Genomic DNA, 18,259 nt, shown 5'->3' on the forward strand with positions numbered 1-18,259 from the left:
CCGTATCGCATAGATACGGAATTTTTCTAATGCCAAATTTTCCGTGTCATGGGTTATTCGTGCAGGAAAAGGGATTTCTTTTCCATTGTTGGGTACACTAACGTACATCCCAATGAACTCTTCGCGTACTTGAGAGGGGGAGGTTACTTGAGCCATTTTTGGAATGCGTGGAAAAAAAGGAAGGAAAGCCTCCGGGATCAGTCGCTTCAGCAGCATGCCAGTAAAAGTATGGAAAGTGTCGATGACGTGACCATTACGACCGACCTGGATGAAAATATTGCCTTGATTGAGCATCAGCTGGGGAAAAGCGATGATTTGGTTGTACGAAGATTTCAGGTCAAGACCGGTCAAGATGCAGCACTTGTTTTTCTGGATGGCATGGTAGACTGCGATGTAATTAGCCAATACATCATACAAAACTTGACGTCCTCCAGCATCACTTACGATAAATCGGCTACAAATGAATTGGAAACGACAACAGGTTTGAGGCAGATCATTCGAAACATCTTGTCTGGCAACACGGTTCTGATGATCGAAGGTGAAACGGAAGCATATCTGAACAATACTCGCGGCTGGGCCCGAAGAGGTGTGGAAGAACCTCAGACGGAATCGGTCGTACGCGGACCTCGTGACGGCTTTTGTGAGACATTGATGGTGAATGCCTCCTTGGTTCGGTTTCGACTGAAGGATCCCAATCTGCGCGTCCGTCACATGATTGTTGGCCAACGTACACAGACAGACATTTTTGTGCTCTATATCGAGGGCTTGGCCCATCCTCCCATCGTGGAAGAGATTATCAGCCGACTGGAAAAGTTGAATCTGGATGCTGTGCTGGAGAGCGGTTATATCGAACAAATGATCCAGGACAACCGCTACTCGCCCTTCCCACAAATTCAAAACACCGAGCGTCCTGACAAGGTAGTCGCGAATCTGTTGGAAGGAAAGGTTGGCATACTCGTAGATGGCACTCCGTTCGCACTGATCGCGCCATCCGTCTTTTCACAGTTTTATCAAAGTCCAGAGGATTATTACGAGCGCTTTTATATTGCTTCTCTCATTCGCTTCATCCGGATCATCAGCATCTCGATCGCGCTATTACTTCCATCCCTTTATATCGCCTTCAGTTCCTTTCATCCGGAAATGATTCCCTCGAGGCTTGTTATCGCAATGGCAGCTGGTCGATCTACCGTGCCATTTCCTTCTTTAGTGGAAGCGCTAATCATGGAAATGGCCATTGAAATCCTACGTGAAGCCAGCGTTCGCTTGCCAGGTCCGATCGGTCCCACCATTGGAATCGTGGGAGCGCTGGTGGTAGGGGAGGCGGCTGTTTCCGCTGGACTGGTCAGTCCGATCATGGTCATCATTGTCGCTGCTACGACGATTGGCTCGTTTGCATCCCCCAGCTATAGTGCCGCGATTGCCATCCGGATGCTGCGATTTCCTGTCATGCTGTTGGCAGGAATGTTCGGGCTGTACGGGATCATGTTGTTCATCATCCTTATTCTGGTCCACCTGTCTTCACTCAATTCTTTTGGTGTGCCGTATATGTCGCCACTAAGTCCGCTCAATCTGCAAGGAATGAAGGATCTTTTCCTGCGGGTGCCACATCATTTGATGACCAAAAGGCCAACCATGTTTCGGGTGCATGACAAAATTCGTTTGAAAGAGGAGGATGACCAGTCGTGAAGAAACAGAACGGCGGCAATGCTCATTTTTCCTTCACCTCCTGGCAGCAAACCTGCCTGATCACCAGTACGCTGATTGGTGTTGGGGTGTTGACTTTGCCACGAACTGCCACTTCCCGATTGCTGGAGGCTGGATGGATCGTACCGATACTTGGATCCATCGGAGCTTATTTTGCCCTCTGGATGATAACCAAGCTGAGTCGACGCTTCCCAGGCATGACCATCATTGAATACAGTCCGCTTGTGTGGGCTTCGCCTGAGAATCCTCGGCTTGGCAAAATTTTAAGCCTGCCTTGGATTTTCATTTATCTGATGTTTTTATATGTGATCTCGGCTATCAGCTCTCGTATTTTTGGGGAAGTGGTTGTCACTTCGGTTTTGCTCAATACGCCGCTGGAAGTCATTATCATTACGATGTTTTTACTCGCCTATTTTTTGTGTCTGCACGAGGTGGAAGTCGTAGCACGTGTGAACGAAATTCTGTTTCCTTTAATCCTGCTCCCTGTATTATTCATCGCTTTCGCCTCTTTTCAAAAAGCTGAGTGGAACCACCTATTTCCGTTGGTTCGCGTGCCTGGAAAATCGATGCTGGAAGGGGCGCTTGAAGCTACGTATTCTTTTTCTGGCTACGAGATTATGATGATCTACTTTGCTTTTGCTCAACGGACAAGTAACAAGGAAAAAGCAGGCTTTTTCGGGATTTTGATTACCACGGTCGTATATACGCTAATCGTGGTGGCGGGGATTACGGTTTTTGGTTATGAAGAGCTGCAGCGGGTTACCTGGCCGACACTGGAGCTTGTGAAAACCACTCAAGTTCCTGGTCTGATTTTGGAAAGGCTGGAATCCGCTTTTCTAGCTGTTTGGGTGGCAGCTGTCTTTACGACGATCGCAAATTGCTATTACACCTTTATTTACGGTTTGCGTCAACTTTTTGGGAAGGGAATCGTGTTTCAACGGATTGCTGCCCTGGTTTTGTTCATCCCCCTGTTCTTCATCGCGTTATGGCCTCAAAATATCGTGGAGATTTTTAAAGTTAGTTCGCTGATCGGTCTGGGTGGCTTGTTCCTGAATCTCGGCATCCCGCTTATTTACTGGCTTGTCCTTTTTCTGAGGGGTAAAGTGTGGGACGAGTCAAAGGAGAGGAAGGCAGATGGATAAAAGGTGGCGATTTGTTTGCATGCTGCTGATCGGAATCTGCATGCTGACAGGATGCTGGGACCGTAGAGAATTGGAGGAGCGAGCTTCCGTTCTGGCAATTGCGGTCGATGTGGACGAAGAAAACGAAAAAAATTATCGAATGACTGTGCAAATCCCCATTCCCATTAAAATCGCTGGGAGTAGCAGTCGTAGCAGTCAGGGGGGAGGAAGCAATACCGACGCAGTCAAGATCATGAGTGTCACTGGGAGGACCATTACCGATGCTACGAACAATTTGCAGCTGCGACTGAATCAGCGCCTATTCCTGGGACATACGCGCGTCTTGGCAGTAAGCGAAGAGATCGCTCGCGAGGGAATTGAACACATCATGGACTGGTTTCGCAGAGAGCCACAAATCCGCCGACTCCTCTGGCCGATCATCGTGAAGGGAAAAGCGGCCTCTTTGCTGGAAATCAAACCGGAGTTGGCGCAAATTCCCGTTGTTTTCATCATGGATCTCATTGAGAACGGAAAAAAGATGGGGATCATTCCCGACAAGACCTTAGGAGATTACTTTAATGCGACCTCCAACAAAGCTATGCAGCCTTTGCTAAACTACGTGGAAGCGAGCAGAAACGAAGTGAAGTGGAAGGGGATCGCGATCTTTCGCAACCATCGCATGGTGGGCTCCTTGAACCCCAATCATACCTGGTCTCTCTTACAAATCAGGGATAAAAAAAGGGGAGGAGATGTCGTCGTTAAGCTTCCTGGTACTGAGGACGATTATGTAACGTTTCGACCTCATTTTGTGGATACCAATCTGGAAATGAGGCTGCATGGTGCTAGAGAGGATGGGATTGAAGCGATATACCACTGCGAAGTACAAGGGGATATCGTAGAGATTACCAAACAAGGATTTCATAAAGGGTCACCGGAGAAATTCATCAAAGATATGGAGGCATTGATAAAGCGGGAAATGGAGGAGAGGGCGAATCAGATGATCGAGAAAGTGCAAAAGCAGTACAACAGCGATATTTTCAAGCTGGGACTGAAACTGCGAGGGCATCATTATCGCGATTACTGGATCAAGCATGATTGGAATCAGGATTTCAAGAACTTCCCCATTCGCGTGGAATACACGATCAAATTGCGCCGTCTGGGTATGGAAATGCAATAAATGAAAAAAGGGGGGACAAGCGGCTTGTCCTCCCTTTTGCTCTGCAAAAAATGGGTTACATCGGCTTTTCCGTTTGTTCAGGAATGTGCTGGGCAATGGTTTGCACCATGTTTTGACGTGAAGATTCATTGCTGTTCTGCCACAATACTTCGAACAGGACACCTAATCCGGGCAGCGTTTTTTCCTGGCCACTTGAAATGGCATCACTGATCGTTTCTTCTACAGCATTCGCGTCTGAGCCCTGCATTTTATACATGATGGCTTGGCGCAAATTCAAGGAGGCGATGTTCATGCGAGGTCTAACCCCCTCTCATCAGGAATTGGCTTCAAGCATAGTATTTGTCCGACAGAGTACCCTCATACTCTTTTGTAGCGAGTGAGGGCGGTGTGATATAATGCTTGGTATCAAAAAGAGCCCTCGGGGAACCGGATTGACTGGTTAGGAAAAGGAGAAGGTGAGCAGGAATGTCGACGAAGCAGTTTGCCATTATCGGCATGGGGCGGTTTGGATCCAGCGTGGCGCGTACCTTGTACGAAATGGATTTTGAAGTGATGGGCATCGATGAAAACGAGGAACGGATCAATGAAAACATCCAGTATGTTACTCATGCAGTAGTGGCTGACACGACGGATGAACGGGCGCTGAAGGAGCTGGGGATACGCAATTTTGATGTTGTGGTCGTTGCTATTGGCGTCGATATTCAAGCCAGTATCCTGACAGTGCTGACCTTGAAGGAGCTAGGCGTCAAAAAAATTGTGGCAAAAGCACAAAATGAGCGTCATGGCCAGGTTCTGTACAAGGTTGGAGCAGACCGTGTCGTCTTCCCTGAACGGGATATGGGTGTACGAGTGGCACACAACCTGATTTCTGCCAATGTACTGGACTTTATCGAATTGGCGGAGGATTACAGCGTGGCTGAGGTGATCGTATCAACACGGATGGTCGGGAAAAGCCTGCGCCAGCTGGACTTACGCGCACTGTATGAAGTGAACGTCATCGCGATCAAGAGCGGTGATAAATTCAACATCACTCCCAATCCTGACGACCTGATTCGAGTGGGCGACGTCCTGGTTGTGATAGGCAATAACAAAGACCTACAAACATTTGAGGAGCAGGCATAGAGATGGTACACGAACGTATTACTTCGGTGCAAAATCCGTTGGTAAAACGGCTGCACGCTTTATTGGACCGCAAAGGGAGAGAAGGGTCGGGCAGTTTTCTGATTGAAGGCGCTCATCTGGTGGAGGAGGCGCTCCATAGCGGTGCCGAAATCACAACCATTCTTTACGATAGCGAGAGGGAAATGGACGCAGCCTGTCGCCGCACGTTGGAAAACAGTGCGCATAGCATGCAGGTAATTGCAGCAACAGGAGCGGTCTTGGCCAAGCTGTCGGAAACGAAGTCGCCGCAAGGGATTGTGGCTGTAGTGAAAAAAAGCAGGCTTAAATGGGAAGAATGGTTAGATCAACAGATTCAGAGCTGCGAGGACTTGCTGCTTTTGTATTTGGACGAGATTCAGGATCCAGGCAACCTCGGCACCATCTTACGGACAGCAGAAGCTGCTGGGGTGAATGGAGTTGTTCTTGGAAAAGGAAGCGTGGACCTTTACAACGGAAAAGTCGTGCGTGCGACGATGGGAGCTTTGTTTCGTCTGCCGGTCTTCACACGCTCCTTGCCGCAGACTGCCGAGGAATGGCGTAGTCAAGGAGGGCGTGTGCTGATCTCTTCCCTTAGTGAGCGGAGCCGCTCGTATGACCAAGTGGATTATTGCGGGAAAACGGCTATCGTGATCGGAAACGAAGGGCGTGGTGTTTCGCCTGAAATGGTCGCACTGGCCGATCTTCAGGTTCACATCCCGATTTATGGTCAGGCCGAATCGTTGAATGCGGCGGTAGCGGCAGGTTTGTTTATGTACGAAGCGCGTAGAAAAAGAGATCGGCAGAGTTAGCCGATCTCGTGTTCGTTTCCTTTAGACTGCTGCTTTTCTTTGTACTCCTCGCGAGCCAATTGCCATTGATCCTGCGCCATGCGGATGATACCGCTTTCGATTGTGCTGTTACGAAACTCCAGCGCCTTGCCAAAGTAACGGATCGCGCTGTCGAATTCACCAAGGCGCCGGTGCAGCTCGCCGATGAGGTAAAGCAGGCGAATCTGAGACATCTCCTTATCGCCGCGCATGTAGTCAGAGTGTATGTACGAATGCTCGTATTCATCAACAGCCATACCAATAAAGCGAAGCTCCTCCGCTGTGTTGTCGAGAAAGCGGTACAACCAGCCTAAACGCAGGTACAGCCCAGCTTTGACAGAATGGGGCTGGTCGGTTAGCTCAGCAGCGTAGATGGCTAGCTTGTAGCAGGCAATCGCTTCTTCATTTTTTCGAATCGAACCGAAATCCTTCTGAGTCCATTTCGAGCTGATTTTTTGCTGGACGATCTTTGCCTGTGCAGGAGTCAGCTTTGCGTTGAACTGATCGGAAAAAGCAAAGCCGCATTGTGGACACACATTGACAGAGTACAAGATCGGGTTCATGGATTTTTCTTTGAATCGCGTGCAAAAATCAGCGTCTCTGTGTTCCATCGTAAGCGAACCGCCACGGATTCGTTTGGTGGAAAAGGGGGTTTCACAATGTCGGCAGATGATGGATTTGTCGTAAAGTGCAGAGATTTTTTCGATCATTTTTAACGTCCCCTTCCTACTTGCAGGGTATGAACAATTGAAAGTAAATGTGGATTACGCTATAATTTCGATACGGAATCATTATAACCGAAAGCCATGATGGAGACTAGTACGCAGAGAACTACGCGTTACCAGGGAGAAGATGCCATAGACTGCGAGCATCTTTAGCACGATAGCTGCCGAATTCACTCCATAGCCGCACTCTGAACCGTCGATGGACGCAAGTAGGAGCAGCCGGGTCATTCCCGTTAGCAATGATCTAAGTGAGACAAAGCCAGGCATCCAGCCATTTTGTCTAACAAGGGTGGTACCGCGAGAAAAAAGTAACTCGTCCCTTTTTGGGGGCGGGTTTTTCTTTTTTTCCAGCTGTAAAAATGAATTCAAAAAAGGAGCGATTCACAGTGCAAACTCGGTTGCAAGAGATGAAGGAATCCGCACTTGGCCAAATCAGCCAGATGACGGAATCTGCCCAACTCCAGGATTTGCGCGTCAAGTACCTGGGCAAGAAAGGTGAGCTGACAGAACTTCTGCGTGGAATGGGGAGCTTGTCTCCTGAAGAGCGCCCAGTGGTGGGACAGCTGGTCAATGAAGTGCGAGAGGCTCTGGACGCTGCATTTTCCGCCAAGCAAACGGCTTTGGAAGAGGCTGTGCTCAACGCCAAGCTGGCGTCGCAAACGATCGACGTGACATTGCCTGGAAGACCAGTTCCGACAGGGACCATGCACCCGCTCTCCCGAATTATCGAGGAGATCGAGGATATTTTTATCGGTCTGGGCTTTGAGATCGCAGAAGGACCGGAAGTGGAGATGGATCACTTCAACTTCGAAATGCTCAACCTGCCGAAGGATCACCCGGCACGTGACATGCAGGATTCGTTCTACATGACAGATGAGATCTTGCTGCGTACCCACACCTCTCCCGTACAGGCGCGGACTATGCTGAAGAAGGAAGGAAAAACACCCGTAAAAATCATTTGTCCGGGAAAAGTATACCGTCGCGATGACGACGATGCGACGCACTCTCATCAGTTCACCCAGATCGAGGGTCTGGTCGTGGCAAAAGGAATCGGCATGAGCGATCTGAAGGGAACGCTGTTGACTTTCGCGAAGCAGATGTTTGGTCCTACCCAACAGGTACGTCTGCGTCCGAGCTTCTTCCCGTTCACAGAGCCGAGTGCTGAGGTAGATCTGCAATGCTTCAACTGTGGTGGAGAGGGCTGCCGCGTCTGCAAGCAGACTGGCTGGATCGAGATCCTGGGCTCCGGTATGGTGCATCCTCGAGTGCTGGAAATGGCCGGCTACGACCCGCAGGAAGTAAGCGGCTTTGCCTTTGGTATGGGTGTGGAACGGATTGCGATGTTGAAATACGGCGTAGAGGATATTCGCCATTTTTATACCAATGACGTTCGTTTCCTGCGTCAATTCAACCGAGGATAGAGAGGAGAAGCGAAGATGAAGGTATCGTATCAATGGTTAGCGGAATACGTCGATCTGAGTGGCATCACACCGCATGAGCTGGCTGAAAAGCTGACCCGCAGCGGGATCGAAGTGGACGCAGTAGAATCGCGTAATGCAGGAGTTTCCAATTGTGTGATCGGCTATGTGAAAGAACGCTCCAAGCACCCGGATGCGGATCGCTTGAACGTGTGTATCGTAGATGTCGGACAGGAAGAAGATCTGCAGATTGTCTGTGGAGCTCCCAACGTTGCACAGGGACAAAAAGTTGTTGTTGCGATGGTAGGTGCCCACTTGCCAGGCGATCTCAAAATCAAGCGCTCCAAGCTGCGCGGCGTGGAATCCCAAGGGATGATCTGCTCGGCTAAGGAATTGGGGCTCAACGACAAGCTTTTGGCGAAGGACCAGCAGGAAGGCATCATGGTATTGCCTGAGGATGCAGAAGTGGGAATGGATGCGGTCTCCTACCTTGGAATGGACGATTATGTCCTGGAGCTGGGATTGACACCAAACCGCTCTGATTGCCTTTCCATGCTGGGGGTTGCTTATGAAGTAGCCGCGATTTTTGGCAAGGAAGTTATACTGCCTGCAGCAGATGTTGTGGAAAACGGCGAGCAAAATCCGATCCAGGTAAGCATCGACGCGCAGGAAGAAAGCTATCAGTATCATGGCCGTCATTTTACCAACGCCCAAATCACCAGCTCTCCGCAATGGATGAAAAACCGTCTGATGGCAGCAGGCATGCGCCCGATCAACAACGTCGTAGATGTAACCAACTACGTCCTGCTGGAGTACGGTCAGCCACTGCACGCTTTCGATGCAGGCAAGGTTGCAGAGCGCAAGATCGTGGTGCGAATGGCTCATGAAGGGGAAGAGCTGGTTACACTGGATGACCAGACTCGCAAGCTGGACACACAGATGCTGCTCATCACCGATCCTGAAAAGGGCTTGGCGATTGCGGGGGTAATGGGTGGAGCCAACTCGGAGATTACCGATGAGACGAAGGAAATTATTCTCGAGGCTGCCTGGTTTACACCGCAGACAGTTCGCAGTACAGCTCGCAAGCTCGGCATGCGCACAGAGGGCTGCGTTCGTTGGGAAAAAGGCGTGGATCAGCTTCGAGTAAAAGAAGCAGGTGAGCGTGCTGCCGCCCTGATTCAGCAATTGTCCGGAGCGTCCGTCTCGAAAGGTGTGGCGAGCGCAGTTGTCAAGGAAGGAACACCTGCTGTTGTCAGCGTGACGCTGGAAAAAATCAATCAGCACTTGGGAACCTCGCTGACAGCGGATGAAGTCTCTCCCATCTTTGACCGTCTGCAATTCCCTTATGAAGGAACAAATGAAAAATGGACGGTTACAGTGCCAACCAGACGTGGCGACATTACGCTGCCAGAGGATCTTGTGGAGGAAGTGGCGAGACTGTATGGCTACGACAAAATCCCGACCAGCCTGCCTACAGGCGAGACGACCCAGGGCCAACTGACAGCGGATCAAAAGCTGCGCCGTGCCATTCGTCATCATCTGATCGGAGCTGGTTTGAACGAAGCCATTTCATACGCACTCGTACATCCTGATCGCGTTGAGGATGTAGCGGGGCTGCATCAGGGCGAAACCAAGCCTGTTGCTTTGCTCATGCCGATGAGTGAAGATCACAGCGTGCTGCGTACCAGCCTGTTGCCCAGCCTCTTGGAGACTGTCGCTTACAACAAAAATCGTCAACAACACGACGTAGCGATCTTTGAATTGGGCCGTGTATTCCTCAGTCGTCAGGAGGTACTGACAGAGCTTCCAGAAGAAAGACTGTATGTAGGTGGTGCTCTGACTGGACAGTGGATGCCGCAAAACTGGATGGGGGCAAAACAGCCTGTTGATTTCTATCAGGTCAAAGGTGTGGTCGAATCCCTGTTGGCTGGCTTGGGAATCCAGGATGTCCAGTACAAGCAAGTATCGGAGCTGGCTGGCATGCATCCGGGACGTACAGCGGAAGTGTGGGTCAAGGATCAGCGCCTAGGGTATCTGGGTCAGGTGCATCCAGGTACAGAAAAAGCTTACGATCTGTCGGAAACCTATGTATTCCAGCTGGATATTGCGGCATTGGGTGAAGCAGCCAAAGAAGTTGGGCATTACAGTCAGCTTCCAAAGTTCCCGGCTGTAACCAGAGACTTGGCGCTGGTGGTAAACCGCGATGTCCACGCTGGAACGCTGGAAGCCACGATTCGCGAAGCGGCTGGCGATCTGCTTGAATCCCTTACTCTCTTTGACGTTTACATGGGCGAGCGCATCGCACAGGACAAGAAGAGCATGGCCTTCTCCCTCGTCTTCCGCCACAGCGAGCACACCTTGCAGGATGAAGAAGTCCAGCAGGTGACAGCGGCGATTGTGGAGGCGCTTAAGCATACAGCTGGTGCAGAGCTTCGAATGTAATTTGTTGAAAAAAAGGACGGCTTGACGAAATATGACATTTTCAGTAACCTAAGAAGGATACAATAGAGCAAAGGTCGCAGTAGGGAGGAACCCCTCGTGCAAGGTGATGGAAAAAATCGTTTGACGGTGGATATCTATGGCCAACAATACCGGCTAAGTGGCAAGGCAAGTGTGAATCACATACGTACGGTGGCCGGTTTCGTTGACGACAAGATGAACGAAATCGCAAACGGCAATCATCGTTTGGACACGGCCAAAATTGCCGTACTTACAGCAGTCAATATTGCGGATGAGTACTACCGCCTTCGCCAGGAGTACGAAGAACTGCTCAAGATCCTTCAGGAAGACGCAAAAGAAAAGTCATAGATAAGGAAAAAAGAGAGGCATATGCCTCTCTTTTTCTCGTTTTCATTTGGTTATGATGAGCTTACGTTTCCTGTCTGTTGCGATCCCCGTCTTTGAAGTTGGTCTTGATCGGAATGAACAGGTCAATGATCCCGATGACCAGGGAAGCCAGCAGTGCTCCCAAAATGGTGACACGGAAGCCGGAAACGATGAACTGCGTTACATAGATGACGACGGCACTGACGAGAAATCCGACAATACCTCGGTTGTAGGGCGAGATTCGTTCACCGAACAAGGATTCTACAATCCAGCCGATGACGGCGATAACGACAGCCGCTAACAGTGCAGTCCAGAAGCTGCTTACAGAAAAGCCGGGGACGAGAAAACCGACAAACATCAGTACAACCGCGGCGACAATGAACCGAATGACATGGCGCATGAACGTCAAATCGACTCCTCCTTTGGGTATTGTATCATTTTCATTCTGGCTTTATTGAGGTCAGCTTATCCATAAACATGGTGTGTAAAATTATCCTTGGCGAGCATGGCATGTTATAATGGTGGGTAATCGCCGATGAAGACCTTGACTCCCATCGGCAATGGAAATGCAGCACCGCTGATGGAGAATATAAGGAGGATCACAGTGGAACAACGGGTGTTAAAAACCTTGGAATACGACAAAATGATCGCCATGTTGGTAGACAAGGCATCATGCACATATGGAAAAGAAAAAGCAGCAGCGCTCGTTCCGCACCTGACGCTTGAAGAAGTCAGTGTCGCCCAGAGAGGAACAGCGGAAGCCGCAACGGTTTTACGCTTAAAAGGAAGCGCCCCCCTCGGTGGAATCAGGGACATTCGTGGACCTGTACAGCGCGCCCGACTCAATGCAATGCTGGCGCCAGGCGAGCTTTTGGACATTGCCAGTACGATCGGATCAGGACGCCGCTTGAAGAATTTCTTATTGGACATGAGTGAAAATGTAGAGCTTCCCCTGCTGCAATTTCAGTCAGAGCGGATCGAAGGACTGCGCGAGCTGGAGACGGAGATTCGCCGCTGTATCGATGAAAATGGCGAGGTGCTCGATAGCGCCAGCGCAGAGCTTCGCCAGGTCCGCCAGGAAATCAGACAGCTTGAGTCACGGATTCGTGAAAAGCTGGATCAGATGACGCGTTCCTCTTCGTACCAAAAAATGCTCATGGAGAGCATCGTCACCATCCGTGGGGATCGCTTCGTCATCCCGGTCAAACAGGAGTACCGGCATGTCTTTGGCGGAATCGTACACGACCAGTCGGCTTCTGGGGCGACGCTGTTTATCGAGCCGGAAGTCATCGTCGAGATGAACAACAAGCTGAGGGAGCTTCGTCTGCGCGAAGAACGCGAAGTAGAGCGGATCTTATATCTGTTGACGGAACAGGTTTCCTTTGCGGTAGAAGCCCTGCTGGAGAACGTAGATGCCTTGACAGAGCTTGACTTCATGTTTGCCAAAGCACAGCTTGCCTGGAGCATGAAGGCGATCTGTCCACGTCTGAACGATCGGGGATATCTGCGTTTGAAAAAGGCTCGCCATCCGCTGATCCCTCGTGAGGTTGTGGTTCCGGTAGATGTGGAGCTGGGGGGAGAGTATCAGGCCATCGTCGTGACAGGACCCAATACGGGAGGGAAGACTGTTTCCCTCAAGACCATTGGTTTGCTCTCTCTGATGGCGATGTCGGGCTTGCATATCCCGGCTGAGGAAGAGAGTGAAATGACCGTCTTTTCCTCCGTATTTGCAGACATCGGGGATGAGCAATCCATCGAGCAGAGCTTGTCCACATTTTCCAGTCATATGACCAATATCATTCACATACTGGCTACGATGGATGAGAAAAGTCTGGTGCTCTTCGATGAGCTGGGGGCCGGTACAGACCCGACAGAAGGGGCCGCGCTGGCCATGTCCATCATCGACCATGTGATTTCGTCCGGGGCAAGGCTGATTGCGACTACGCACTACAGTGAACTGAAGGCATACGCCTATGACAGACCGGAAGTGATCAACGCCAGCGTAGAGTTCGATGTAGAAACGCTGCGCCCTACTTATCGACTGCTGATCGGGGTGCCAGGACGATCCAATGCTTTTGCCATCGCGCGTCGTCTCGGCCTGCCCGAACACATCATTGAGGTGGCACGGGGCTCCATCAGCGAGGAAGACAACCAGGTGGAGAGCATGATTGCTTCCCTGGAGAGAAATCGCAAGACAGCCGAAGCAGAGCGTCAGGAAGCAGAAAAGCTGCGCCGGGAAGCAGAAGCTTTGCGTCGTGAGCTGGAGGAAGAAAGAGCCAGATTCGCAGAAGAGAAGAACAAACGCATGGAGCAAGCCGAGGATGAGGCGAGAATCGCCGTGCAGCTGGCCAAGGAAGAGGCAGAGACGATCATTCGCGAGCTGCGCGATATGCGTGACCTCGGTGTGGATATCAAGGAACACCGTCTGATCGAAGCCAAAAAACGTCTGGGCAATGCAGTCTTGGAGCTGGAAAAGGAAAAAGTGAAGAAGCCGGCAAAAGCTGTACGCGCTACACAGATCAAGGTAGGGGACGAGGTCATGGTCACCAGCTTTGGACAAAAAGGCTCCGTGCTCGAAAAAATAAACAATGACGAGTTCCTGGTTCAGATCGGCATCATGAAAATGAAAGTCAAGCGCGAAGACATGAACGTCCTGAAAGCAGCGAATACCCAGCAACAGGCGCAACCGTACACATCGGTAAAACGCAGAAGCGACAACATCAAGATGGATCTGGATCTGCGCGGCTACAATGTGGAAGACAGTATCCGGGAGATCGATCAGTTTTTGGACGATGCCCTTTTGGCAGGACTTCATTCTGTTTCGATCATTCACGGTCATGGTACTGGTGTCTTGCGTAAAGGCGTACATGAATACCTGAGACAACACCGCAACGTCAAGTCATTCCGTCTAGGCGGCCAGGGAGAAGGCGGCGTAGGTGCTACGATTGCGGAATTGAAATAATCGTGGAGGAGAATGTATGGGGGGCCTTCTGCACAACCCGTATTTTGCTACGGGAGCACATTTTGCTGTAACGGGACTGGCGATGATCGTGTTCTTGTCCTTGTTTGAACTGGTGACAAAGTACCAGGTTTGGGAGGAGTTAAAGAAAGGGAATTTGGCGGTGGCTATGGCGACCGGTGGAAAGATTTTTGGCACCGCCAATATTTTCCGGTACTCTATCTCCGAGCACGTCTCGATTGGGCAGGGCTTAATCTGGGGAACATTCGGTTTCCTGCTGCTGCTCATCAGTTATTTCGTGTTCGAATTCATGACGCCAGGCTATAAGATCGACGACGAAATTGCCAAAGGAAATCTGGCGATCGGCTTTATAGCCATGATGATTTCCATCGGATTTTCCTACATCATCGGGGCCAGTCTCATCCGATAGGCTGTAAGTCTGGCATCAGGTTGAACCCGAGCAAAATCGGGAGTATAATTAGCCATTGGCGAAGACATGTTTTACGAAAACCTCTATCGAGCCAATTCAAGGATGGGCGACTTCGTATTAGAGGTTGGTTATTCTTGCAGGATCAGGAAGCAAGCTTGGCTTTGTACGTTTACCCTTTCTGATTCTGTCAATTATGGGGAGGAGCGTCCTTGGAAACCTTGTACAAGGTGCTCATTGTATTATGTGCACTGTTTGTCCTGGCAGGTGTCTACTACCTGTTGTAAGTTAAGCGAAAGCCGAAAGAATTCAGCGTAGCGATTGTACGATGCTCACGCAATACTAGAGAACGTGAAAGAGGAGATACGCAATGACTCAGCCTGTGCGCGTAGCTGTTGTCGGATTGGGATTTGTCGGTTTGCCGTTGGCGCTAACCTACGCCATGAAAGGAGCAAACGTCGTCGGGATTGATGTTGTGCCTCGCGTCGTCGATGAGATTAATGCGGGCCATTCCCACCATATGGAGTCCTATCAGGGTAAAACACTGCCTGAGATTCTGAAAGAGCAGATTGCAGCCGGCAGATTCCGTGCTACAACCTCTTACGAAGAGGCAGCGAAAGAAGTAAACCACTATATCGTGACAGCTGGCATCCCTGTCCACAATGGAGACCCAGATCTGGGACCGTTGAAGAGCTGTGCCCAGACGTTGGGAAGTGTCCTGAAAAAAGGCGATACCATCATGATCCGCAGTACAGTAGTTCCGGGTACAACGGAAGAAGTGCTCGCACCCATTCTGGAAGAAGTCAGTGGCCTGGTAGCGGGTACCGATTTTTATTTGACCTATTGCTCGGAGCGTATTGCTGAGGGACGGGCATTCGAAGAGTTCATTCACATGCCGCTTGTACTCGGAGGAATCAACGAGCAGAGTGCGATCAAAGGAAAAGAATTGCTTTCCGTGATCAGTGAAACGGATGTCACCATCTCGGATATCCGCGTGGTCGAGACAGCGAAAGTAATTGAAAACATTCAACGCGATGTAAATATTGCGATGGTTCAAGAGTTTGCCCGCTTTGCGGAGTCTTTTGGCATTGATACCTTCGAACTGATCAAGGTAGCCAACACGCATAAACGGGTAAATCTGTTGACGCCTGGACCGGGTGTTGGCGGTTTCTGTCTGCCGAATGCCCTGTACTACCTCCAGCCAAAAGCACGTGAGCTGGGCGTGTCGCTGCCACTTCTACAGCAGGCCAGACACATCAACGACGGAGTGCCGGATGTGCTGATTGATATGCTGGAAAATGCGCTCAAGGATAAAGGGAAAAGGCTGTCAGGAAGCCGAGTAGCGGTTTTGGGACTTGCCATGAAAGACTTCTCCAACGATGATCGCGTAAGTCCTGTGCATGATCTGGTGAACAATCTGCAGTCGAGAGGGGTAGAGGTCGTCTCCTATGATCCTGCCGTGCCCACTCGCTATGAGCACAAGGCCAATACACTGCAGGAGGCTGTTCAAGGAGCAGATGCTTTGCTGCTGACTGCTGTGCAAAAGGAATTTGCTGATATCGATTGGACGAGCCTGGTTTCGAGTATGGCTGGATCCCCTGTCTTGTTCGATACGAAAAATCGGATTCCGCGTGAACTGGATCAGACCGTTACCGTGGTCCGCATCTAACCAATAAAAAACCTCGCCAAACGGGCTTAAGAACCGCGTTGGCGAGGTTTTTGCATGTGCAGCTTAGAAGAATTCGGCACCACCAGCGAGGTTGAGCAACGCCCGCATGGTTTTGTACATTTCTTGCTGATCGGCTGCCTTGAAGTAGACGGTGTCGCTTTCAGTCTCGTAATGTGCACCGGGCACGATAGAAGCCAATTCCGCTTGGCCAGCATGCGCGAATTCAATGGCTACCTCTAAAGGCGTAGCCGTTTGGAATGGAGCGATATCCTTCAGGTTGGAGAGAGCTGCTTTTGTCTTTTGCTTTAATTCTGCAGTAGCTTCCTCACGTGAGAGGCACAAGGCAGCGGTACGTGAGACAGCATGCTTCACGACTGCTGTGCTGATGCCAGGGATCAGCTCGCTCGCTTCCTGCGCAATCAGGTTGTCCCCTGATACCATACAGACAGGCACTTGGTACAGTCCGGCATAAATCGCATTAAAGCCAAATTCGCCGACGACACGACCGTTGACGTACAGATTGCGAATGACACCGGACATAGTATGGCTGAGTACACCCGGTACACCCTGGCGTGTATGGTACCCGATAAACATGGCGGCGTCGAAGCTCTCGTCCAGGCCTTGAACCATCGAGTAATCACGCGGTGTACCCGCAATCAGGCGAGCTTTAGGATGCAGCGATTCCCAGAGGATGTTGTTCATGGTGTTATGACTGTCGGCTACCAGGATTTCAGTTACGCCCCAGTCGAGGGCTGCTTCAATGACGGCATTGGCATCCTGTGTCATGAACTGACGACCGCGTTGATAATTGACCCCACCAGTATCAGGGTTGATGTACGACGCATCCACAATCCCGGAGATTCCTTCCATGTCTACAGAAAGAAAAAGTTTCATGCTGATCTCCAACCTTTCTTGGCGCTTCATAAAATGATCATTTCCACTCTATCAAACCAAATTGTGGATATTTAGGCAACCCAAAATACGTCAACGAGAAAAGCACGACCTCTGTCTAGTAATTGGAAAAGACAGGTCGTGCTTGCGATTTTTAGGTAAGCAGCTTCTTGTATAGCGCAATAATTTGTTTGGTCATCTGCTCAATCGTAAATGTGCGCTCTACATTCTCCAAAGCGTTGTCAGCCAGCTTGTTTCGCAGCTCTGACGATTCTAGGAGCCGCTTCATTTCGCGAGTAAGTCCCTGTACATCGCCTGGCTGGACAATCAGTCCGGTCTGGTCGTGGAAGACGAATTCTTTTACGCCTCCTACATGACTGGCTACGACAGGAACCTCAGAGGCCATCGCTTCAATGATGGTATAGCCCAGGCCTTCGTAAATAGAAGAGTGGACGAAGCCGTCACAGGCGTGCAAGCAAGCGGGAATATCCTGCCTAAAGCCAGCAAAACGTACACGGGATTCCAAGCCCAGCTCCCGAACCTTGTCTTCCAGCATGAGGCGATCGGAGCCGTCTCCGACCATGACGAGGTAAGGAGCATGCGTAAGATCCTCGTCTGACTCTGCGAGCAACTGGGCAAAGGCATCAATCAAATACGGCAAGCCTTTTACTGGAACAAAGCGAGCCACTGTCCCGAACAGGAAAGCGTCATCCGGGATGTTCCATTCCTTGCGCAACCGATCCCGGTCCGACTCCCGAAGCTGGGTCTGACGATAGGGCGTCAAATCCGTCCCGTTGTAAATGACACTGATTTGCTTGGCAGGAACTCCCTGACTTCGCAAAATCTCCGCTATCGCCTCACTGATCGCGATGTAGTGTCGATTCCATAGGCGTGTTCCCCGTTCCATCAAGCTGACGATGGCATAGGCAAGAGCACCGGCGTAATCGTAGCGAAGGGAGCTATGTACGGTAGTGACCAGCGGTATGCCTAAGGCTCTGGAAGCCAGTCTGGAAAAAAAATTGGCCTTGATGCCGTGTGTATGGATAATGGTTGGTTGGAAGTCTTGAAACGTCTTTCTCAAAGCTCGTAAAAGGCGCAGGTCAAAACGACCAAATTGATCCAGTGTCAGCACCTGGATCCCTGCCTTTCTTAGCTCGCTTGCAAAAAGGGCGTCGTAAAAACACACGACTGCCACCTCCACTTCCTCAGCTGGAAAAGTGGAGACAAGATTGAGAATATGCTGTTCCGCGCCGCCAAATTCTCCTCCGCCAATTACGTGGAGGACTCGTAGTTTACTCATGTAAATTCACCCGAATCTTAATGACAAAGCCATTTTCACTATAGCAGATGCCCGGTAGATTCGCAATAAGACGCC

16 protein-coding genes and 1 other annotated feature are annotated in these 18,259 nt (G+C 50.5%); of the genes, 11 read left to right on the plus strand and 5 right to left on the minus strand.

Annotated features, from left to right (window positions below; all coding sequences use genetic code 11):
• Nucleotides 1-147 precede the first annotated feature (147 nt).
• Genes JZI27_RS11385 through JZI27_RS11395 form a run of 3 tightly spaced genes read left to right on the plus strand, consistent with a single transcriptional unit; the run spans nt 148 to nt 4,002 of the window.
• Nucleotides 148-1,686, plus strand: a complete 1,539-nt coding sequence (locus tag JZI27_RS11385; RefSeq protein ID WP_280207584.1) for a spore germination protein — start codon at nt 148-150, stop codon at nt 1,684-1,686.
• Complete coding sequence (locus JZI27_RS11390; protein ID WP_280207585.1) at nt 1,683-2,846, plus strand: GerAB/ArcD/ProY family transporter; 1,164 nt, start codon at nt 1,683-1,685, stop codon at nt 2,844-2,846. Before JZI27_RS11385 ends, JZI27_RS11390 begins: the two co-directional genes overlap by 4 nt.
• Nucleotides 2,839-4,002 carry a Ger(x)C family spore germination protein gene (locus JZI27_RS11395; protein WP_280207586.1) on the plus strand — a complete coding sequence of 388 codons (1,164 nt, stop codon included), beginning with the start codon at nt 2,839-2,841 and terminating at the stop codon, nt 4,000-4,002. Before JZI27_RS11390 ends, JZI27_RS11395 begins: the two co-directional genes overlap by 8 nt.
• A gap of 55 nt (nt 4,003-4,057) precedes the next feature.
• Here the strand turns inward: JZI27_RS11395 and sspI are convergent, their stop codons facing one another.
• Nucleotides 4,058-4,294 (minus strand): small acid-soluble spore protein SspI, encoded by a 237-nt coding sequence (sspI, locus tag JZI27_RS11400; protein ID WP_122909841.1) that lies wholly within the window; start codon nt 4,292-4,294, stop codon nt 4,058-4,060.
• 173 nt (nt 4,295-4,467) lie between these two features.
• On the opposite strand from sspI, the gene JZI27_RS11405 reads away from it, so the two are divergent.
• Nucleotides 4,468-5,124 carry a potassium channel family protein gene (locus JZI27_RS11405; protein WP_122909842.1) on the plus strand — a complete coding sequence of 219 codons (657 nt, stop codon included), beginning with the start codon at nt 4,468-4,470 and terminating at the stop codon, nt 5,122-5,124.
• Nucleotides 5,125-5,126: 2 nt separating this feature from the next.
• Nucleotides 5,127-5,951: a TrmH family RNA methyltransferase gene (locus JZI27_RS11410; RefSeq protein WP_280207587.1), complete on the plus strand. Its 825-nt coding sequence runs from the start codon at nt 5,127-5,129 to the stop codon at nt 5,949-5,951.
• Here JZI27_RS11410 and JZI27_RS11415 read toward each other — a convergent pair.
• A complete protein-coding gene (locus tag JZI27_RS11415; protein WP_280207588.1) occupies nt 5,948-6,679 on the minus strand; it encodes a DUF2225 domain-containing protein in 732 nt (243 codons plus the stop codon). The genes JZI27_RS11410 and JZI27_RS11415 overlap by 4 nt on opposite strands.
• Before the next feature lie 87 nt (nt 6,680-6,766).
• Nucleotides 6,767-7,018: a binding site (T-box leader), on the plus strand.
• A 62-nt stretch (nt 7,019-7,080) separates the two neighbouring features.
• Here JZI27_RS11415 and pheS point away from each other — a divergent pair.
• The 3 genes from pheS to zapA all read left to right on the plus strand — a co-directional run bounded on the left by pheS (nt 7,081) and on the right by zapA (nt 10,920).
• Nucleotides 7,081-8,115: a phenylalanine--tRNA ligase subunit alpha gene (pheS, locus tag JZI27_RS11420; protein ID WP_280207589.1), complete on the plus strand. Its 1,035-nt coding sequence runs from the start codon at nt 7,081-7,083 to the stop codon at nt 8,113-8,115.
• A gap of 15 nt (nt 8,116-8,130) precedes the next feature.
• Nucleotides 8,131-10,554: a phenylalanine--tRNA ligase subunit beta gene (gene pheT, locus JZI27_RS11425; protein WP_280207590.1), complete on the plus strand. Its 2,424-nt coding sequence runs from the start codon at nt 8,131-8,133 to the stop codon at nt 10,552-10,554.
• A 96-nt stretch (nt 10,555-10,650) separates the two neighbouring features.
• A complete protein-coding gene (gene zapA, locus JZI27_RS11430) occupies nt 10,651-10,920 on the plus strand; it encodes a cell division protein ZapA (RefSeq protein WP_122909846.1) in 270 nt (89 codons plus the stop codon).
• A 61-nt stretch (nt 10,921-10,981) separates the two neighbouring features.
• Here zapA and JZI27_RS11435 read toward each other — a convergent pair whose 3' ends face one another.
• Nucleotides 10,982-11,347, minus strand: a complete 366-nt coding sequence (locus JZI27_RS11435) for a phage holin family protein (RefSeq protein ID WP_122909847.1) — start codon at nt 11,345-11,347, stop codon at nt 10,982-10,984.
• A gap of 195 nt (nt 11,348-11,542) precedes the next feature.
• On the opposite strand from JZI27_RS11435, the gene JZI27_RS11440 reads away from it, so the two are divergent.
• The 3 genes from JZI27_RS11440 to JZI27_RS11450 all read left to right on the plus strand — a co-directional run bounded on the left by JZI27_RS11440 (nt 11,543) and on the right by JZI27_RS11450 (nt 15,993).
• Nucleotides 11,543-13,900 carry an endonuclease MutS2 gene (locus JZI27_RS11440; protein ID WP_280207591.1) on the plus strand — a complete coding sequence of 786 codons (2,358 nt, stop codon included), beginning with the start codon at nt 11,543-11,545 and terminating at the stop codon, nt 13,898-13,900.
• Nucleotides 13,901-13,916: 16 nt separating this feature from the next.
• Nucleotides 13,917-14,327, plus strand: a complete 411-nt coding sequence (locus JZI27_RS11445) for a DUF350 domain-containing protein (RefSeq protein WP_122909848.1) — start codon at nt 13,917-13,919, stop codon at nt 14,325-14,327.
• 367 nt (nt 14,328-14,694) lie between these two features.
• Complete coding sequence (locus tag JZI27_RS11450) at nt 14,695-15,993, plus strand: nucleotide sugar dehydrogenase (protein ID WP_280207592.1); 1,299 nt, start codon at nt 14,695-14,697, stop codon at nt 15,991-15,993.
• 63 nt (nt 15,994-16,056) lie between these two features.
• Here the strand turns inward: JZI27_RS11450 and JZI27_RS11455 are convergent, their stop codons facing one another.
• Complete coding sequence (locus JZI27_RS11455; protein WP_122909902.1) at nt 16,057-16,887, minus strand: M55 family metallopeptidase; 831 nt, start codon at nt 16,885-16,887, stop codon at nt 16,057-16,059.
• A 151-nt stretch (nt 16,888-17,038) separates the two neighbouring features.
• The gene (locus tag JZI27_RS11460) at nt 17,039-18,184 is read right to left on the minus strand and encodes a glycosyltransferase (protein WP_280207593.1); all 1,146 of its coding nucleotides are present in this window, start codon (nt 18,182-18,184) and stop codon (nt 17,039-17,041) included.
• Nucleotides 18,185-18,259: the final 75 nt, after the last annotated feature.

The organism is Brevibacillus sp. AY1 (assembly GCF_029870785.1).
Taxonomy (GTDB): domain Bacteria; phylum Bacillota; class Bacilli; order Brevibacillales; family Brevibacillaceae; genus Brevibacillus; species Brevibacillus invocatus.

What these genes read in the sequence shown, in the direction of transcription:
- JZI27_RS11395 (WP_280207586.1), top strand. Translation starts at nt 2,839, where the DNA reads ATGGATAAAAGGTGGCGATTTGTTTGCATGCTGCTGATCGGAATCTGC.
- sspI (WP_122909841.1), bottom strand. Translation starts at nt 4,294, where the DNA reads ATGAACATCGCCTCCTTGAATTTGCGCCAAGCCATCATGTATAAAATG.
- JZI27_RS11405 (WP_122909842.1), top strand. Translation starts at nt 4,468, where the DNA reads ATGTCGACGAAGCAGTTTGCCATTATCGGCATGGGGCGGTTTGGATCC.
- JZI27_RS11410 (WP_280207587.1), top strand. Translation starts at nt 5,127, where the DNA reads ATGGTACACGAACGTATTACTTCGGTGCAAAATCCGTTGGTAAAACGG.
- JZI27_RS11415 (WP_280207588.1), bottom strand. Translation starts at nt 6,679, where the DNA reads ATGATCGAAAAAATCTCTGCACTTTACGACAAATCCATCATCTGCCGA.
- pheT (WP_280207590.1), top strand. Translation starts at nt 8,131, where the DNA reads ATGAAGGTATCGTATCAATGGTTAGCGGAATACGTCGATCTGAGTGGC.
- JZI27_RS11445 (WP_122909848.1), top strand. Translation starts at nt 13,917, where the DNA reads ATGGGGGGCCTTCTGCACAACCCGTATTTTGCTACGGGAGCACATTTT.
- JZI27_RS11450 (WP_280207592.1), top strand. Translation starts at nt 14,695, where the DNA reads ATGACTCAGCCTGTGCGCGTAGCTGTTGTCGGATTGGGATTTGTCGGT.
- JZI27_RS11455 (WP_122909902.1), bottom strand. Translation starts at nt 16,887, where the DNA reads ATGAAACTTTTTCTTTCTGTAGACATGGAAGGAATCTCCGGGATTGTG.
- JZI27_RS11460 (WP_280207593.1), bottom strand. Translation starts at nt 18,184, where the DNA reads ATGAGTAAACTACGAGTCCTCCACGTAATTGGCGGAGGAGAATTTGGC.